The 15,138-nt window shown below is 48.8% G+C and carries 25 protein-coding genes; all 25 read right to left on the bottom strand.

Features of this window, described 5'->3' with window-relative positions:
- Nucleotides 1-30: 30 nt before the first annotated feature.
- Complete coding sequence (locus tag COHPA_RS0101605) at nt 31-882, bottom strand: DMT family transporter (RefSeq protein ID WP_027084441.1); 852 nt, start codon at nt 880-882, stop codon at nt 31-33.
- 304 nt (nt 883-1,186) lie between these two features.
- Nucleotides 1,187-2,821, bottom strand: coding sequence for a b(o/a)3-type cytochrome-c oxidase subunit 1 (locus COHPA_RS0101600; protein ID WP_027084440.1), 1,635 nt, complete (start codon nt 2,819-2,821; stop codon nt 1,187-1,189).
- Nucleotides 2,822-2,833: 12 nt separating this feature from the next.
- A complete protein-coding gene (locus COHPA_RS0101595; protein ID WP_027084439.1) occupies nt 2,834-3,307 on the bottom strand; it encodes a cytochrome c oxidase subunit II in 474 nt (157 codons plus the stop codon).
- 18 nt (nt 3,308-3,325) lie between these two features.
- A complete protein-coding gene (locus COHPA_RS24770) occupies nt 3,326-3,454 on the bottom strand; it encodes a cytochrome c oxidase subunit 2A (protein WP_027084438.1) in 129 nt (42 codons plus the stop codon).
- Between the two features lie 42 nt (nt 3,455-3,496).
- Entirely contained in the window at nt 3,497-3,982 is a 486-nt protein-coding gene (locus tag COHPA_RS0101585) for a hemerythrin domain-containing protein (protein ID WP_027084437.1), read from the bottom strand.
- A gap of 186 nt (nt 3,983-4,168) precedes the next feature.
- The gene (locus COHPA_RS0101580) at nt 4,169-4,561 is read right to left on the bottom strand and encodes a cupredoxin domain-containing protein (RefSeq protein WP_027084436.1); all 393 of its coding nucleotides are present in this window, start codon (nt 4,559-4,561) and stop codon (nt 4,169-4,171) included.
- A 110-nt stretch (nt 4,562-4,671) separates the two neighbouring features.
- Complete coding sequence (locus tag COHPA_RS0101575; RefSeq protein WP_027084435.1) at nt 4,672-4,929, bottom strand: DUF2164 domain-containing protein; 258 nt, start codon at nt 4,927-4,929, stop codon at nt 4,672-4,674.
- A complete protein-coding gene (locus tag COHPA_RS0101570) occupies nt 4,916-5,134 on the bottom strand; it encodes a hypothetical protein (protein ID WP_027084434.1) in 219 nt (72 codons plus the stop codon). Before COHPA_RS0101570 ends, COHPA_RS0101575 begins: the two co-directional genes overlap by 14 nt.
- 30 nt (nt 5,135-5,164) lie before the next feature.
- Nucleotides 5,165-6,040 (bottom strand): alpha/beta hydrolase, encoded by an 876-nt coding sequence (locus COHPA_RS0101565; RefSeq protein ID WP_027084433.1) that lies wholly within the window; start codon nt 6,038-6,040, stop codon nt 5,165-5,167.
- A gap of 7 nt (nt 6,041-6,047) precedes the next feature.
- The gene (locus COHPA_RS0101560) at nt 6,048-6,458 is read right to left on the bottom strand and encodes a GNAT family N-acetyltransferase (protein ID WP_027084432.1); all 411 of its coding nucleotides are present in this window, start codon (nt 6,456-6,458) and stop codon (nt 6,048-6,050) included.
- 29 nt (nt 6,459-6,487) lie between these two features.
- Nucleotides 6,488-6,628, bottom strand: a complete 141-nt coding sequence (locus COHPA_RS25385) for a hypothetical protein (protein WP_156926581.1) — start codon at nt 6,626-6,628, stop codon at nt 6,488-6,490.
- Nucleotides 6,629-6,876: 248 nt separating this feature from the next.
- Nucleotides 6,877-7,353, bottom strand: a complete 477-nt coding sequence (locus COHPA_RS0101545; protein ID WP_027084430.1) for a GNAT family N-acetyltransferase — start codon at nt 7,351-7,353, stop codon at nt 6,877-6,879.
- Nucleotides 7,354-7,523: 170 nt separating this feature from the next.
- Nucleotides 7,524-7,988 carry a putative immunity protein gene (locus COHPA_RS22805; RefSeq protein ID WP_027084429.1) on the bottom strand — a complete coding sequence of 155 codons (465 nt, stop codon included), beginning with the start codon at nt 7,986-7,988 and terminating at the stop codon, nt 7,524-7,526.
- 3 nt (nt 7,989-7,991) lie between these two features.
- The gene (locus COHPA_RS0101535; RefSeq protein ID WP_027084428.1) at nt 7,992-8,714 is read right to left on the bottom strand and encodes a metallophosphoesterase family protein; all 723 of its coding nucleotides are present in this window, start codon (nt 8,712-8,714) and stop codon (nt 7,992-7,994) included.
- Between the two features lie 8 nt (nt 8,715-8,722).
- Complete coding sequence (locus COHPA_RS0101530) at nt 8,723-9,361, bottom strand: hypothetical protein (RefSeq protein WP_027084427.1); 639 nt, start codon at nt 9,359-9,361, stop codon at nt 8,723-8,725.
- A 176-nt stretch (nt 9,362-9,537) separates the two neighbouring features.
- On the bottom strand, nt 9,538-9,696 hold the full coding sequence (locus COHPA_RS25380; RefSeq protein ID WP_156926579.1) for a hypothetical protein: 159 nt from the start codon (nt 9,694-9,696) through the stop codon (nt 9,538-9,540).
- A gap of 104 nt (nt 9,697-9,800) precedes the next feature.
- On the bottom strand, nt 9,801-10,346 hold the full coding sequence (locus COHPA_RS0101520) for a GNAT family N-acetyltransferase (protein ID WP_027084426.1): 546 nt from the start codon (nt 10,344-10,346) through the stop codon (nt 9,801-9,803).
- A gap of 72 nt (nt 10,347-10,418) precedes the next feature.
- Entirely contained in the window at nt 10,419-10,736 is a 318-nt protein-coding gene (locus COHPA_RS0101515) for a hypothetical protein (RefSeq protein WP_027084425.1), read from the bottom strand.
- Nucleotides 10,737-10,751: 15 nt separating this feature from the next.
- Nucleotides 10,752-11,543, bottom strand: a complete 792-nt coding sequence (locus COHPA_RS0101510; protein WP_027084424.1) for a lipid II flippase Amj family protein — start codon at nt 11,541-11,543, stop codon at nt 10,752-10,754.
- Between the two features lie 138 nt (nt 11,544-11,681).
- Nucleotides 11,682-11,918, bottom strand: coding sequence for a hypothetical protein (locus COHPA_RS0101505; protein ID WP_027084423.1), 237 nt, complete (start codon nt 11,916-11,918; stop codon nt 11,682-11,684).
- Nucleotides 11,919-12,064: 146 nt separating this feature from the next.
- On the bottom strand, nt 12,065-12,262 hold the full coding sequence (locus COHPA_RS0101500; protein ID WP_027084422.1) for a tautomerase family protein: 198 nt from the start codon (nt 12,260-12,262) through the stop codon (nt 12,065-12,067).
- A gap of 17 nt (nt 12,263-12,279) precedes the next feature.
- Entirely contained in the window at nt 12,280-13,047 is a 768-nt protein-coding gene (locus tag COHPA_RS0101495; protein WP_027084421.1) for an AAA family ATPase, read from the bottom strand.
- A 105-nt stretch (nt 13,048-13,152) separates the two neighbouring features.
- Nucleotides 13,153-13,638 carry a hypothetical protein gene (locus tag COHPA_RS0101490; protein WP_027084420.1) on the bottom strand — a complete coding sequence of 162 codons (486 nt, stop codon included), beginning with the start codon at nt 13,636-13,638 and terminating at the stop codon, nt 13,153-13,155.
- A gap of 188 nt (nt 13,639-13,826) precedes the next feature.
- Nucleotides 13,827-14,246, bottom strand: coding sequence for a GNAT family N-acetyltransferase (locus tag COHPA_RS0101485; RefSeq protein WP_027084419.1), 420 nt, complete (start codon nt 14,244-14,246; stop codon nt 13,827-13,829).
- A gap of 221 nt (nt 14,247-14,467) precedes the next feature.
- Nucleotides 14,468-15,109, bottom strand: coding sequence for an HAD family hydrolase (locus COHPA_RS0101480; protein WP_027084418.1), 642 nt, complete (start codon nt 15,107-15,109; stop codon nt 14,468-14,470).
- Nucleotides 15,110-15,138 lie beyond the last annotated feature (29 nt).

Here is a 15,138-nt window from a genome sequence, read left to right as displayed (position 1 = left end):
AATGTGGGGACTGCTATCCTATCGTTGCGATTATGATTGCCGCGCGAGCAGCACGATTCCTGCCGTAATAAGAACGGATGCCCAGATTCGTTGCTTTCCTTGCGGCTCGCGTAACAGGAATACTCCCATCAGCGTGCCGAATACGGTGCCGATCTCTCTCATAGGAGCAAGTTGGGACACGGGCAGCATCTCCAGCGCCATCAAGAACAGAATATAACCGCCAGGAGAGAGAATTCCGCCAAGCAAGATCGTCGGCCAATTAACGCGCCACTCCCTTGCGATTCCCTTCTCTCGTATCGCGAAGAGCGTAAGCGCGGCGAAGTTGCCGATGTTCGTCAGCTCCGTCAAGAGCTGAGGCGGAACGTGACGAATCGCGACCTTATCGACGACCGTATAAGCCGTAATCAACGCGCCGACCATCAGAGCAACGTATACCGCATGGTTCCCTTTTTTCACGAGTTGTCCGACACGAAGATTGCCCGCGCGGACAATACCGATGACGATACAAGCGATTCCGATCCACCCGACAAGCTGCAGCCTCTCGTTAAGGAGAAGAACGCCGAACACCGGAACCAGCAGCGGGCTCGTCCCTCTCATGATCGGGTAAACCTGCGACAGGTCGCCGATCTTGTACGCCGTTGCAAGCAAATAGATATATACGCCGTGGATGATAACGCTTGCCGCGATTATCACCCATCCTTGAGGATCTACGTCCGAGAATGCCTCCTGGTCGGACCATACGAACGGCAGAAACATAATGGATGACGTTCCGCAGCAAAGCCATAGGAACGCGTGCTTGTTGATGCTTCTCTTGGCGAATAAATTCCACACCGAATGCACAAAACCGGATATAAGCACCAATCCGAATGCCGCGTAAGCCAACTCCGATCACCTGTCCGCCGGAAAGTTAGAGAATCTCCCTGCAATGGTTAATAGCGCCTCGAGCACCCCGATCTCATATGTCGGCGTAATATCGGTCGAAACGATCCGTTCGCAATCGATCGAACATGATCGTCCGCATCGAATAAGATGTTCTCGTAGCGCAATTCCTCAAGTCTCCCTTGTAAAACTCCCGATTCGATAAAATGCAAAAAAAGGAAGAGAGAATGGCTGCTCTCTTTCCTTATTCGCGAACGACGATCGTATCGTTATTATTTTACAGCAACTTGCGAGTTTTGCCTATCTATTACCAAGTGACATAGCCCGGCGAAGGAACGTTGTTCATGATCATATCGACCAGCGGAAGCGTATAAGCGAACACGATGAGCGCGACCGCGATGCCGATCCATAAGCCCCAGCGTTCGAGGAACGCCGGCGTCTTCTCGGATGCTTCCGATACTTCCCCGATCGGATACTCGGTCTCGCCTCTCGGAGCGCGCAGCAGACCGATGATGTTGTAGACGATCAGGATGACGCCGATGAACAGAATCGAACCGCCGATCGCCATGGCGACGTGGTAAGGCATCCACAGCACGGCGTCCGGATGATCGTTATACGTGTTATACGCCGTGCGTCGCGGGGAACCGAACAAGCCGACGATATGCATCGCGCCTGACATGAAGAACATCCCGACGCACCAAATAATCGTCTGAATCATCCCGAGCTTATTCATTCTCGGCGTCAACACGCGTCCGGTAATCGCGGGTATCAGCCAGTACAGAATGCCGAAGAACGTTAGCGCGACGCTGGTCGCGACCGTAATGTGGAAGTGTCCCGTTACCCAAAGCGTATTATGCACGACGGCGTTCATCTGGTTACTCGCGTTGATGATTCCCCCTGCCCCCGCAGGAATGAAGATTAACATGCCCATGAAAGGAGCGAAGAAACGAACGTCTTTCCACGGCAGCTTCTTCACCCATCCGAACGTGCCTTTCGCGCCTTTGGAGCGACCGTAAAGCTCGAACGTGGCGAACATCGAGAACGCCGTCATGAGCGACGGGATAATGACCATGAACGTAAGAACGACCTGCAGGTATTTCCAGAACGGCGAGATCCCGGGTTCCATCAACTGATGGTGAAAACCGACCGGAATCGAGAACAGCAGGAACAGCATGAACGAGAGTCTAGCCAGCGAATCGCTGAAAATCTTGCCCCCGATCACTTTCGGAATAACGACGTACCAGCAGATGTACGCCGGCAGCAGCCAGAAGTAGACGAGCGGATGCCCGAAGTACCAGAACAGCGTGCGGCTCAAGACCACATTAACCGTGTCGACCCACCCGAACGACCAAGGAATGAGCTGCACGACGACTTCGATCGCGACGCCGATCGTACAAATTTGCCAGAGCAGCATCGTGACGACGGACATGTACGCGAACAGCGGCGATAGCTTGCCTTTGTTCCCTTTTTTCCAACGAATATATTGATAGAAAATACCGAAGCCGCTTAACCAACTGCCGACAACGACAAGCGCTAGCGCGATGTAGAACCAAGGCGAAGCCTTCATCGGCGCATAGAACGTGTAGAGCACGCTTGCTTTGCCGAGCAGAATGACGATGACGCCCATAACCGTGCCGACGGACATCAGCGCGTATCCGTACCACCCTAGCTTGCGGGAAACGGGCAGCAGCTTGCCTCCTAGCGTATGCGATACTCCCGAATAGAGGAAGCCGACGATAAAATAGGTCGTGAATATAAGCGCCATCAGCACGCCGTGAGCGGTCAATAGCTCATAGTAACCGATATTCGCGGGCAGCTCGATCGACCCGCTCTTCACCATGCTCTGCAGCAAACCCGCGACGCCGCCGATGAACAGCGCGGCGAAAGCGAACAAGACGTGAGCAAGAACGAGCTTGCTGTCGCTTCTGTCAAATGACTTCATCCGCTAAACCTCCTATTGTACGACGATCGTAATGGCCATGAATTCGTGTCCCGTGCCGCAATACTCGTTGCAAAGAATTAAATATTCGCCCGGTTTGTCGAACGTATGGGTGACGTGGCTCACCTCGCCCGGCACGATCATCATGTTGACGTTCGTGCCGACGATCGCGAATCCGTGAACGACGTCGGAAGACGTAACGATGAAATCGACCTTGGATCCGACCGGCACTTCGAGCGGTACCGCCGGCTCGAATCCGAACGCATAGGCCGTCATAACCGCTTCGTAATGATTTTTGCCGATCTGATTCAAGCCGGGATTGTCGAATGGCGCCGTCTCGGCGACCTTCGTCGGGTCGACCGTGTGGTGGTGCTCGCTCGGCGGCTTCATCCCCATCGAGAACGCCATAACGCCGAGTACGATCAGGAATACCGCAAGCATCGATATCCCGAATTTAAGCCAAGTTTTCTCAAGACGATGAAGATGCATGAATGTCCCACTCCTCCGTTAGTTTCGGGCCATGAACAAGGCGAATACGCCTATCCAAGTCAGTATGATGAAAGCTCCGAGCAGCATGACGGACGCGAACGTCCCTTTAAGCGCCGGCTCTTCTTTCTTGTCTTCCGGTTTAGGCATGCGATGAACCTCCTGTCGAATGGGAATGTATATAGATTCCGCTTAGGAGCCGCTGTATTCGATCTCGCGCATCAGCTGCTCGGTCGCGGGAATGATCGTTTCTTCTTCGATCCGAAAATGTTCATGGACGATCATAAGCACTTGCAACAGATGAGACAGCGATTCCTCGGGCGTAGCGCCTTCTTCTACTACGCGCAGATAAGCGTCGTAATATTGATCCGCGATCCGGCTATCATGCTCAAGCACGCCGATCGGCCCCATCCTGCCGCCGGGTACTAACGTTCTGGCGAATGGATAGATCGTTCCCCGCTCTCTGTCCAAGTGCCGTTTCCAAGCTTGCATGAAAGGAATGACGAGTCTTCTAGCTTCCAGATGATGGGCCGTCCAGTCTGGTTGATCGTAGTTGTTAGGATTCCATTTCATCAGCCGGCAGAGGTGAAGAAGACGCTCATACAAAGAATCATGCTCTTCCTTCCATTCGTCGTACGTGACGTACAGTTCCCACAGATTCGATTCCGGACGTTGCATAGCTCCAGAACCCCCTTTCCGCTCATATCGGGATGTTCGCGATCTCTACGTATTCATTGTGCATGAGCCGCAGGCGGCTTCCTGTGACATTCGTCACTAAACGTTTGAACGTTATGTGAATGCGATTACATGCCCGGACATACAAAAAACCTCCCGGCCGTTAAGCCGGAAGGTTGTCCGTTAATCTTATTCCACGATCAATTTGCCAATCATGTCGGCATGCCCGCTGCCGCACATCGTGTCGCAGATGAATTCGAACGTGCCGGCTTGATCCGCCGTAAACGTTACGGGCTTATTCGCTTTAATGACTTTATCATAGCCGTTGATCTTGATCGTGTGCAGGCCTTGCGTGTTTTTGAGGGTAATGCTGATCGTGTCGCCCTTCTTGACCTTGATTTCCTGTTGATCGAACTCGAAGTTCTTCGCGTTGATCGTAATCGCTTTGGCATCTCCTGCAGGAGCTTCGCTTGCCGCCGGTGACGATGCGGCCTTGTCGTTGTCTTTGTTGCCGCCTCCGCATCCCGTTGCGACGAACGCCGCCAAGAGCAATAAAACCGCCGTGTACATCCATTTGTTCATGAAGAGCCCTCCTTGACTGGTATGCCCCAATCATAAGAGGAATCGGATGAAGAAATTGTGATGGATCTCACATTAATCCAGTTGCCACAAAAGGGTCACAATTCATGAAATTAACGAGAGCGTCCGGAAGGTTTTTTCTCCAACGCGTACAACTCGTCGTCCAATCGGTTCGTTGTCTCCTGGAATACGCTCCGTGCATCCGTTATCGCCGCATTGTAGACATAAGGTCCAATGGCGCCGATCATGAAGTCGACCAGTTGCTCTGCGCCTAGTTCGCCGATGCTCTCTCCCCGCTCCGTCTCGTAATAATGCTGCAGACGTTGAACGAGCTGGAGCTTCTCTTCCCTCGGCAGCTTAATCGGTATCATGCGGTTCAGCTCCGTTGCTTAGTTGCTGATTTTTGCGTTTGCGGTAAAGGATGAAGTTCGTTACGCCCGAGAAGAGGAAGACGACGGTTAGGACGATCCACATGATCCGCTGGTCATCCACAATAATATTAATTAAAAATGCCAACGCGGCGACAATGTATAAGATTCCGATCAACAGGAACGTTTGAGGCTTCTTGGGATTCATTCGCTCGTCTCCTTATGCTTTATGCTATCGTTAAGCGCGTACGTGCTTGTTCAGGAAGGCTACGATATCCTCGAAAGCCGAACGAACGTCCGGCTTATCGAAATGCTGGTCGAACACGTGATCCGCGCCTTCGATCGTGACCAGCTTCGAGATGACGCCGTGTATCCGCAGCTCGTCGTGCATGAGCACCGATTGCTCGTACGGAACGTCCGTGTCTTGATCCCCATGAAGGAATATCGTCGGCGGATAATGCGGCGCGACATGGCTAATCGGATTATACGGGAGAATTCGCCCTTGGTTCCTTGTCGCGTCGAAGCCGCACACTTTAGTCAGCCAATCCCCTTGCTGGCGGCACCGTACATAGTAGTCGAACCGCGCCCAAGCTCCGCTTGTCAATTCGCGGTCGCCTACGGTTTTTGCAGCTTCTTTCTCGCTCACCGCTTGCTTCGAGCAATAATAAGCGCTTGGTTCCGATAACCAACTCCCGATAATGTTACCATACCCGTACAGCGATACGATAGCTTTCGGCCTTACGTTGTCAGGCATCGTCCCCATCAATAAGCTTAGATATCCGCCGACGGAGCTTCCCATCAACGCCATCGCATCGGAATCGAAGCCGTACATGCCAGACGCTTCGTGCTTCACCCAGTGGATGGCATCCTTAACATCTTCGACGATCCTTTCTATCGTCGTCTCGGGCGCCAAACGATAGTCGATATTGACGATGCTGAAACCCGCGCGCCCGAAAAAGTCGATTTGTTCTTGGGCAAGCCATTCGCGCGTGCCGAATATCAAAGCGCCGCTATGCAAGTACATGATCACCGGCGTACCCGGCCCGTTATCGTACACGTCGGCTTCAATGGAGCAATGAGCCGTCCTTTTATAAACATGCGTTTGTTTTACCATATCGTACCTACCGCTTCCTTGGGATGATGAAAGCTCTATCCGATTTCTCGAATCCGATCTTCGGATAGAAGTCGACTGCCCCCGGGGCCGAGATCAGCACCATGCTGACTTCGTTTCCCAATTGATTCTGCAAGTAGGCGACAAGTTGCTTGCCGACATGCTGTCCTTGGAAGCTCTTGTCAACCGCAAGGTCGGACAGGTAGCAGCAGTAGACGTAGTCCGTAATCGCCCTGGCCATGCCGATCAGCTTGCCTTCGCTCCATGCGCTGACGATAACGTCGGCGTGGTCGATCATTTGCTGGATTCTCGCGATGTCCTCGTAAGGGCGTTTAATGCCCGAGTTTTTGAATACTTCCGCTACGTCCGCTGCTTCGACTTTGGCTTCGTGCGTAATCGTGATCATATGAATCAAGCCCATCCCTTCCGTTGTAGGAACGTTCGAAATCGTTATGTCCCGTAATTGGTTTTGCGGAGAAAAGCCGTTCTAAGCTTGTACAGCAGCCACGTCTTCACGACGGATTCGTCCTGCTTATGGATCGCGATCGGATCGAACATCCCGAAGTCGTCCGGAGTTACCGCGAAGTCCAAGGATGATTCTCAAGCGTAGACTTCGTAAGCGATGTCTGCCTCCGATTCTCGAATTCCTGGATGCTCATCTGATTCGTCCCGTTAACCACCATACTTTGTCGATGCAAGAGGTAATCGATAAACCGATATTTCGATAACCCGAGTCATAGCGCAACTGTCCGTCGTCCCCTGCTGCCGCGACAATCGCATCGAATTCCGAAATTTCTGCGTCGGAGAACGGTTCATTGATGACACGATGGAAGAGCATTCTATAGATAATTGCGTTCATCCCCTTGAAGATCTTTGCCCATACAGACGCTCTCTTCGCTATCGACATACGGCTCATAGAGATCAATTACCTCGTAACCTAGCTTCTTGTATAAAGAGATCGCTTCGGGCTGATTCGTTCCCGTCTCCAGAATCGCTCTGCGCTTCCCTTCGTCTCTTGCCCACTGCTCGAGCGCAGAAAGCACCTCTTTGGCGATCCCTTGGCCTCTCGCCTCCGGCTTGACGAACATCCGCTTAATCTCTATGACATTGCCATCTTCCGTCGTTCGGTAGCAACCGCAACCGACCGGCGAGTCCTCGGAATAGGCGACGATCGCGTTGGCGTCCAGCTTGATTCGGTTGAACGGAGCGAAAAACTGCTGCGTCTCCGGGTACCGATTCCATAAATCTTGATCCAGCAACCCGATCAGATACTGAAAATCTTCGTGATCCGGAGATACGCGGTCTAATCGAAACATGGCTAATCATCCTCTTTATTTCATGTCATAAATGATTATTCGGCACTCGTCTCTTTCCCGCTTCCGTCCCCTCCTATCCTTCCGAACTGCTGAATTTACGACTAATTCTACTACACAACCGCTACTCCGATCATTAATTTGGACAAACTTTATACAAAAAAGCCTTCGTCTCAAGAGCGAGACGAAGGAGCGTGAACAAGTTGCTGCCATTGCCACCGGCGTTCGGCGGCCGTGTTGTCTAGCGCTTCGGCGGGATGCGAAGCGCTAGACACTGCTTTAGCGGCATAAGTCGCGGCATGCGCCGCATGGCCGATAACATGAGCGGTGGCCGCCGCATGACCGGCTGCCCTGGCCGCGGCTGAAGCGGCCGAGCTGCCGGCGTCCCGAGCCGCGGCATGAGCGGCGAACGCCGACGCGCGCGCGGCGCTCATGGACAGTTCTCCGCGCGCCCACGCTCGCCCCGCTTCAATCGCTTTCCTCGGCCGCGTATCGTCCGGATGATGATGTTCGAAGCATACAAGTACATGCTCGGCGCACTCCGCAGCCCAGATCGCCGCTCTTCGATGACCGCAGTCTTTGATAAGTTCCGTTATTTGCTTGCTTATGGGCGAATCTACGAACTTTATTTTATCCATCGGTCACCTTCGAATTTGTTTACTCGACACTCGCTCAGTGAGATAGGACCCGTTCTCCACGATCAACGCATTCAACTGCTGCCCGTATGCGCATCCGCCGTCGATGCCGATTTTATCCTCTGCAAACCACACATCGGACTTCCGGTGAATTTCTTCCGCTCTCGAGTGACCGAATACGACCTTCTTGTCGACATGCGTCCGATGAAGATAAAAATCTCCTTTAATATACATGAAGTCGCGTTCCGGCTGTTCCTTCCAATTCGGGTAATTCGGATTTAACCCTGCATGAACATATATATGCGCGTCATCCTCATAATAGAGAGGCAGACGGCGTAAAAATTCGATATGACGGCCATAGGCGTGACCGATTCTCTCGCGTGCCTGATGGATGGCTTCGTCCGTTATCTCCGTACCCGTAAACCCGATATAACTCTGTAAAGTTTGCAAACCCCCATGCTCGCGAAACTTGGCTTTAACCGCCGCTTCGTCGCCGAGTACAAGATCGACGAGTCTTTGATCGTGGTTGCCTCGCAGCGCGATGGCGTTATCCTGCAGGACCAGTTCCATCGTTCGCTCGACGACATCCTTGCTAGCCGGGCCTCGATCTACGTAATCTCCGAGCAAAATTAATTGATCGCTATTCCTATTAAATCGTACGTTATCCAACAACTCATTAAATTCATCGATGCAGCCGTGTATGTCGCTTATGATGATCGTCCTGTTCATTGTCGCACCTACTCGAATCGTTTAGTCATCCCGTTCAGCTCGATTTCTGCCCCGATCTGTCGATCGGACCCGCGAAAACCCGTCATCTCGTTCTGTGTTCCCTCGAACTGCGTGCCGAAACTATTTTTCTCGTGTTCGCGGAGGGGGAGCGTCTTCGCCTCGAATCGTATGCCGTACTCGTCGCTTAGGATCGGTTTGATCGTCATTTCATCGACGTTGCCGTAATTGTAAATCGTGAACGAACAGCTAGCCATTACCTTATATTCGTCCGATTGGAAGGTACAGTGGCTATCTTCCTTTACGTAATCGATAGAACGGAATCCGTCCGCGTTATGCAACAGCAGGAACGTTGCTCTCTCCGCAGCTTGCGGGTACAAGAAGATAAACAGCAAGTAACCGATGACGATTCGGCTTACGATTCTCGGGTATCTCGGTTTATAATACTTCACGGTTCCGACGAATCCGACGATTAGCATGGGCAATCCAAGCAGCGCGGGCCAATGAAAACCGGTTCCATCTGCATTAGACCAAGGAGATAATCCTAACATCTCGAAAATCGCTTCGCCTACCGAACGACCAACGTGATTGCCTGTTAAGATGAATAATGCGAGTAGGATCGCAATAGGAAAGCACGCTTCTCTCCTCAACCGTTCACCCTCCGCTTCATCGTACCATCTTCTCTTGATCGTCCATTGCCACGCATCTTGATTCTATCGAATGCCTGATCGCGCGTAAAGGCGCTTTAGAGAAACTTAAGCCCAAACAAATAAGCTGCCGATACTTCGGCAGCCTTAGGATTGGCGAACGAACACGTCATCGCGCGCTATTTTTTAATGTTGTAGAATCCGAACCGATTGATCTCCTCGATTGCCTTTTGCCCATACGCTTCGATAACCGCAGCTTCGCTCAAGACGTTCTTCTCCTTGGTCTGACCATTATACTGCGTAATCTTGTTGTCTTTCACGACGTACAACGTTTCCATATTCATCGCTCCTCACCTAGGCTAAGAACCAACGATTGAATCTCTTACTTATTCGTTGCATGAACCGCAAAATCCTTTATAACCCAAAGTCGCTCGATTATGGTCTAATGCTTCATCCATTCATCTCTTAGCATGCCGTATACGACATGGTCAACGTAATGGTCGTACAACCATTCTGCCTGTCTAATCAAGCCTTCATTGGTGAAATTCAATCTCTCCGGGATTGCCCTGCTCTTGCTGTTCTGCACGGCTGCTCTAATCTCTACTCGATTCAGTCGGAGCTCGTCGAACAAGTAATGGATCACGGTCGCGCAAGCTTTGGACATGATGCCTTTGCCTTGATAAGCTTCAGCAAGCCAGTATCCGATGGAGGATTTGTTGTTCGTCCAATCGATCTGGTGCAGTCCGATACATCCGACGAGTTGATCTTGATAGAAAATTCCCGCTTGAAAGCCGTTATTGCTCGCGTATTGATTCATCGCAAACTGGATATATTCCCTCGTATGCTCGACGCTTTGCGTGCGGTCGACCCACGGCAACCACTGCCTCAGATGTTTCCGATTGTTATCGGAAAGTCGATAAAGCTCGTCTGCATGACGCGGCTCTAGCAACTTCAATTGAATTTGCTCATTCACCTTATGATTAAACACGCGACTTCTCCCCTGCAACTTTATTCCATCCATTATTGGCTTCCCGGTGCGCTTTATACGGTACTTTGCCGCTCAAGCATTGTCTTCTTGGTTGTGGTGATTATGGCGTTTATCGAACTCTTCGTTCCTCATTCTAATGAGTTCAATCTGCGTCCTAATAAATCCAATCCTGCTCATCATAGGAATAATCCCGCATGCGAGAATCAATAACCCTAATGCGAACGTGAAATGCGGGATCCTCCAAATTTCGCTAGGAGTCAAATCTTTGAGAATGGTATTGGTGCGGACTCCTTGCCCTTGGTAAGCCATGAAAATCAGTATTTTCTCCAGTCCGCTGAACACCACTACGAAGATCCCGGATAAGATCAGTTTCATACTCTGTTGTTTCATATCGTCCTCCTGCTCTCAAATCATGGTTACGAAATAACTGATGAAATATGCAGCGGGAAGCAGCACGAATTGAGCAATCATCGTTCCCATGAATCGGGTCGTCATTAATAATACATAGATTCTGCCTAATTGGTTGCGATGTTCTTCATTATTCAAAGCTTTATCCGTGATCAGGCCTAACTGGGGATCGATAAATATGGTCAACACAATCGTCGCGATGCCGTTAATGATTCCCGACGCCTGCGATGCAGTCATACTGTGCTCCGGAAACAAATGAGCCGCGTACAGCGACGACAGGACACCGACCGTGTAGAACGAGGTGACAAAGATATTGAGCAGGATAAACTTTTTCGATATGCCTAGATAACGATACTGACTCAGCTTCAATCTTGGAATTCTAATATAATGCTTCGTATTCATCAGTTGGCTGATGGAGACGCTAGAGATCAACTTGGGGATTGACCCGGCGATTTCTAGGCGAGTAATGATTCGACCGGATATTGTTACGAACGTAGGAAAAAGGATGATCGCCAATAACGTCCCTACCGAAGAAGCCAGAATAATGATTCTCAAATGATTCAATAACGGAAAAGAAGCATGATGCTTCGCATAGTCGACAAACTTGGCGGACAGCGGGGCTTGTATGAGGTTGGCGGTCCTTGAGACGAGTACGATAATACCGGTCAGAGATAGCGCCACCGCAATCTTATTTAGTCTTACGCCGGCGAATCGTATGGAGTATGACAATGTCTCGGCAGTATGTATAATCATGGTCATGATGAAAACGATGATTAGATTCGTGCTCATTCTTAGGTCAACTCCGGCATCATTCTCTTAACCCGTTCGACTATTCGCTTCTATTATGGGTATGTAGACAAACCGAGGTAAATAACAACAAAAACCCCCGAATGGACACTCCATTCAAGGGTTCGATAGAGGAAGAAGTCACTTCGGGATCAGCAAGTACTTGCCTTCTCTTAGCGATAGATACATCTCGCGATAATTCGCCGCTTCTTCTCTCGCAGCAACTGCATCTTCGGATAATTGTTGAATCAACGTATTTAATCGCTGAACTTCGGCGTTCAGCCTTTGGTTCTCCTGGACTTGGGAACGATAAGATGCTTTCAGGTTAAGGTACTCTTGCTCGTTAACGAATCGGTACTTCGAAACTTGATCGGACATAAGCTCCACTCCCCAGCTTTGAATAATCATAATTATTCGTAAGCGGTTGGAAAATTGAGGGGGTAGAGTAGAATTAATTTTAATCCCGCGATTAGAGACGAATACCCGTTCCTCGTTCATCCATCCGCGCGGCTAAACCTTTTTAATCACCTTGACTTCCTATATTCATCCGTAAGCATTCCTGAGAAGCCCCAATCCTCTTCTTCGATTTCCTGGATGACGATATGGATATGTTCTGGTTTCTTTCCGAGTACGTTTACCAACGTTTCCGTAAATTCTTTAACGATTCGTGCTTTGTCATCACGACTCGCACCCTTCGTTATTTGAAGATTAATATAAGGCATTGTACACCTTCCCATCATCAATTGTCGTGTGACGAATTGGATTCATTACGCATGTCTGACTCTTGATCTTCAATGATTTCTTTCAGATAAAAATCCCTATTCTCTAAAAACCTTCGCGTTACTTGATATTGATCGGTTTCCTTATATTCAATGATTGAAAGCGGACTCGCGTCAAAATTATAAATATCGGCCATTGGATACCCCATTAAGATCGGTGAATGGGTAGCAATGATGAACTGGGCATTTTTCTGTAGTTCGTGAATGATACTCAGAAATTGAATCTGTCTTTGCGGAGATAATGCCGCTTCCGGCTCATCCAGGAGGTAAATTCCCCGCTTACCGAATCGATTATTAAACAATGCGAGGAAAGATTCCCCGTGTGATTGCTTGTGCAAAGATTTCCCGCCGTATGAGTCGTATGTTGAAGGATGATCCATAGCTAGCTGATCGATGTGCGATGCGAAGTTATAATAAGTCTCTGCTCTTAGGAAGAAGCCGTTACTCACCTTAGGCATCCATGACAGTCTGATATAGTCGCCTAACTGGGCGTCTGAAGACTCCACTTCATACTGATTGTTCCGGCTTCCGCCAGCTGTATGAAAACCGCATTGATAAGCAATGGCTTCTAAAAGAGTAGATTTGCCTGATCCATTCTCTCCGACGAAGAAAGTAACATTTCGTTTCAAAGAAATTCTGCTCAAACCTCTGACCGTTGGAATGTTGAATGGATGTTGATCATGATTGTGTATCTTATCATTCAGCTTGATGATCTCACGTAGAAACATGAAATTCCTCCGTAAAGCTTATTCCTGTCTAGGTAAAGTTATTGGTTACCGTGTTGTTCAGCAAGACCGATTTGAACCATTTCGTCAATGTCTTGAACGGTATCCTCACTCAGGCCAAGTATCTAAATTTATTTTTCTTTCATATCGAATTCCGAGATACTTATACCTGACAGTTATTTCTGTTATTTTCTCATTATTCATCAGGTCGAGTCCATAATGAATCGGCTTGGTCCCTTCCAATAATGCCTTTTGTACTTGTTTTGCACGTAGTTTGGGATGTATTGTCCCCTTGTCAATGTCGATAAACTTCGCCATTGGGTCTTCCTGGATCAAAGCGCTCGAGGCTAATTGTCCCGAATAGATAAGAACTAACTGGGCTGTTGTAGGGTCTTTTCCGTTTACGCTTATTTCAACCATTTTAATATTGAATTTTCCGTTATTGACCAAATCTAGAGTTACTTTTGTCCTTTGATCATTCCACGAAAAGCCTGTTGTAGATAGTGGGTTCTGATTCAGCAAGTAATACACCGAAACAATGATTCCTACGATTATGATCCTCAAGGTGACTACTATTGTTCTTTTTTTTGACACCTATATGTTAACCCCTCCGCATGTTCCTGCATTCATTAATTACTCTTCCGATTTATTGAATACTTGATGAGGTGTCAATGGCGGAACTTCTATTGGTCTATATTGTCGTCCGGGTATTTCTAACCTTGAATGAATGGAGCGTTGTTCATCGTTCTCCCTCTCTTCTTAGTTCCTACACAGTTTAGTTTCTATATATCTTTCTTTAAATAATAATGTGTATGTCTTCCAGCATTCTCGATTGTTCCATAAATCTGAAATCCTTCTTTCAGATAAAAATCCAATGCTTGAAAACTCAATGTATCCAGCTTAATAAAGTCGCACTCTTTCTCTTGCGCCATTGTCTCTGCTTCTCTCAGAAGTGCTCTTCCATAACCTAACTTACGATGCTCCGGCTCAACGAATAGATAATGAATCTCCAACCAATTCCAACAAAACTCTCCGACTATCCCGCCGATTATCGGGCCACCTTCAGTAACTAGTTGCAAGTTTAATTCCTGATATCGACCTCTCAAATTCTCCGGAAAATGCTGTAAATTGAACTCTATCATCTTGTTGCTTACGTAATCTTTGTTTATGGGGTCAACATTATTTAATATCATTAATGACAATGCGATTCACTCCAATCTTTCGTGAGGTCTGTAAATTAAATGCTTTAAGGCGAGTCTTCGATTATGAATAGTTACTCCTCCTCACTCGTTGCGCTTCGAGCTGTCATTCTGACTTAAAGATACTCAAGTATGTTTAGCACTTGCCTTACAATCACTCCAATGAATATCAATACAAACAAAATGACTATCCATTTCGTAATGAGTCCCCTGATTAATCCGGCTCAGGTTTCATTCAGGATAATGTCCTTTAGTTCAATCAGACTCTTGATTCTATAGCTTGCTTGTGAGAAGTCGTGCGTTTTTGTGAATTCGTTATGGACAATAGCGCAATCGATACCAGCGGCTACAGCCGAGTTCAACCCTCTGTTTGAATCCTCTACAATCAGGGTCTCTTCTTTGGTAGCTCCGAAGCGCTTCAGGCCGGTCAAGTATGGCTCCGGATGCGGCTTGGCGAGCTCGTAGTCTTCGCGGACAAGGTCGAATTCCATGAATTGTGTAATTTGGCGCTTCTCATGAATAAGCTGAAAATCCGCACGTTTTGCGGTCGTCACAATGGCCATTCGGACGTACTTTGATAATTCAGCTAGCGTTTCAACTACGCCTTCAATCTCTATGGCTTCTGTTCTTAGATATTCCTGATAATAGACATTGCGGACCTCACGCTGCTTATTGATGGTCTGTTCATCAATACCTGCCGCCCTAGCTTGGGACCAAGTGCCCCATGACTGAGTCATGTCACGGAGGTATTGATCTTTATCCAAAGCAAATCCAATGTCAGCCAACGCGCGTTCTCCCGCTTTGTAATACCAGAATTCAGTATCAACCAGAACACCATCATGATCGAAGAGTATGTACTTTTTCAATGTTTCGCTCTCCTTTGTCACCGGCAACC

The sequence above is a fragment of the Cohnella panacarvi Gsoil 349 genome (genome assembly GCF_000515335.1).
GTDB lineage: Bacteria > Bacillota > Bacilli > Paenibacillales > Paenibacillaceae > Cohnella > Cohnella panacarvi.
Note: the sequence above shows the minus strand (reverse complement) of the source record. Positions and strands in the feature narration are given on the sequence as shown.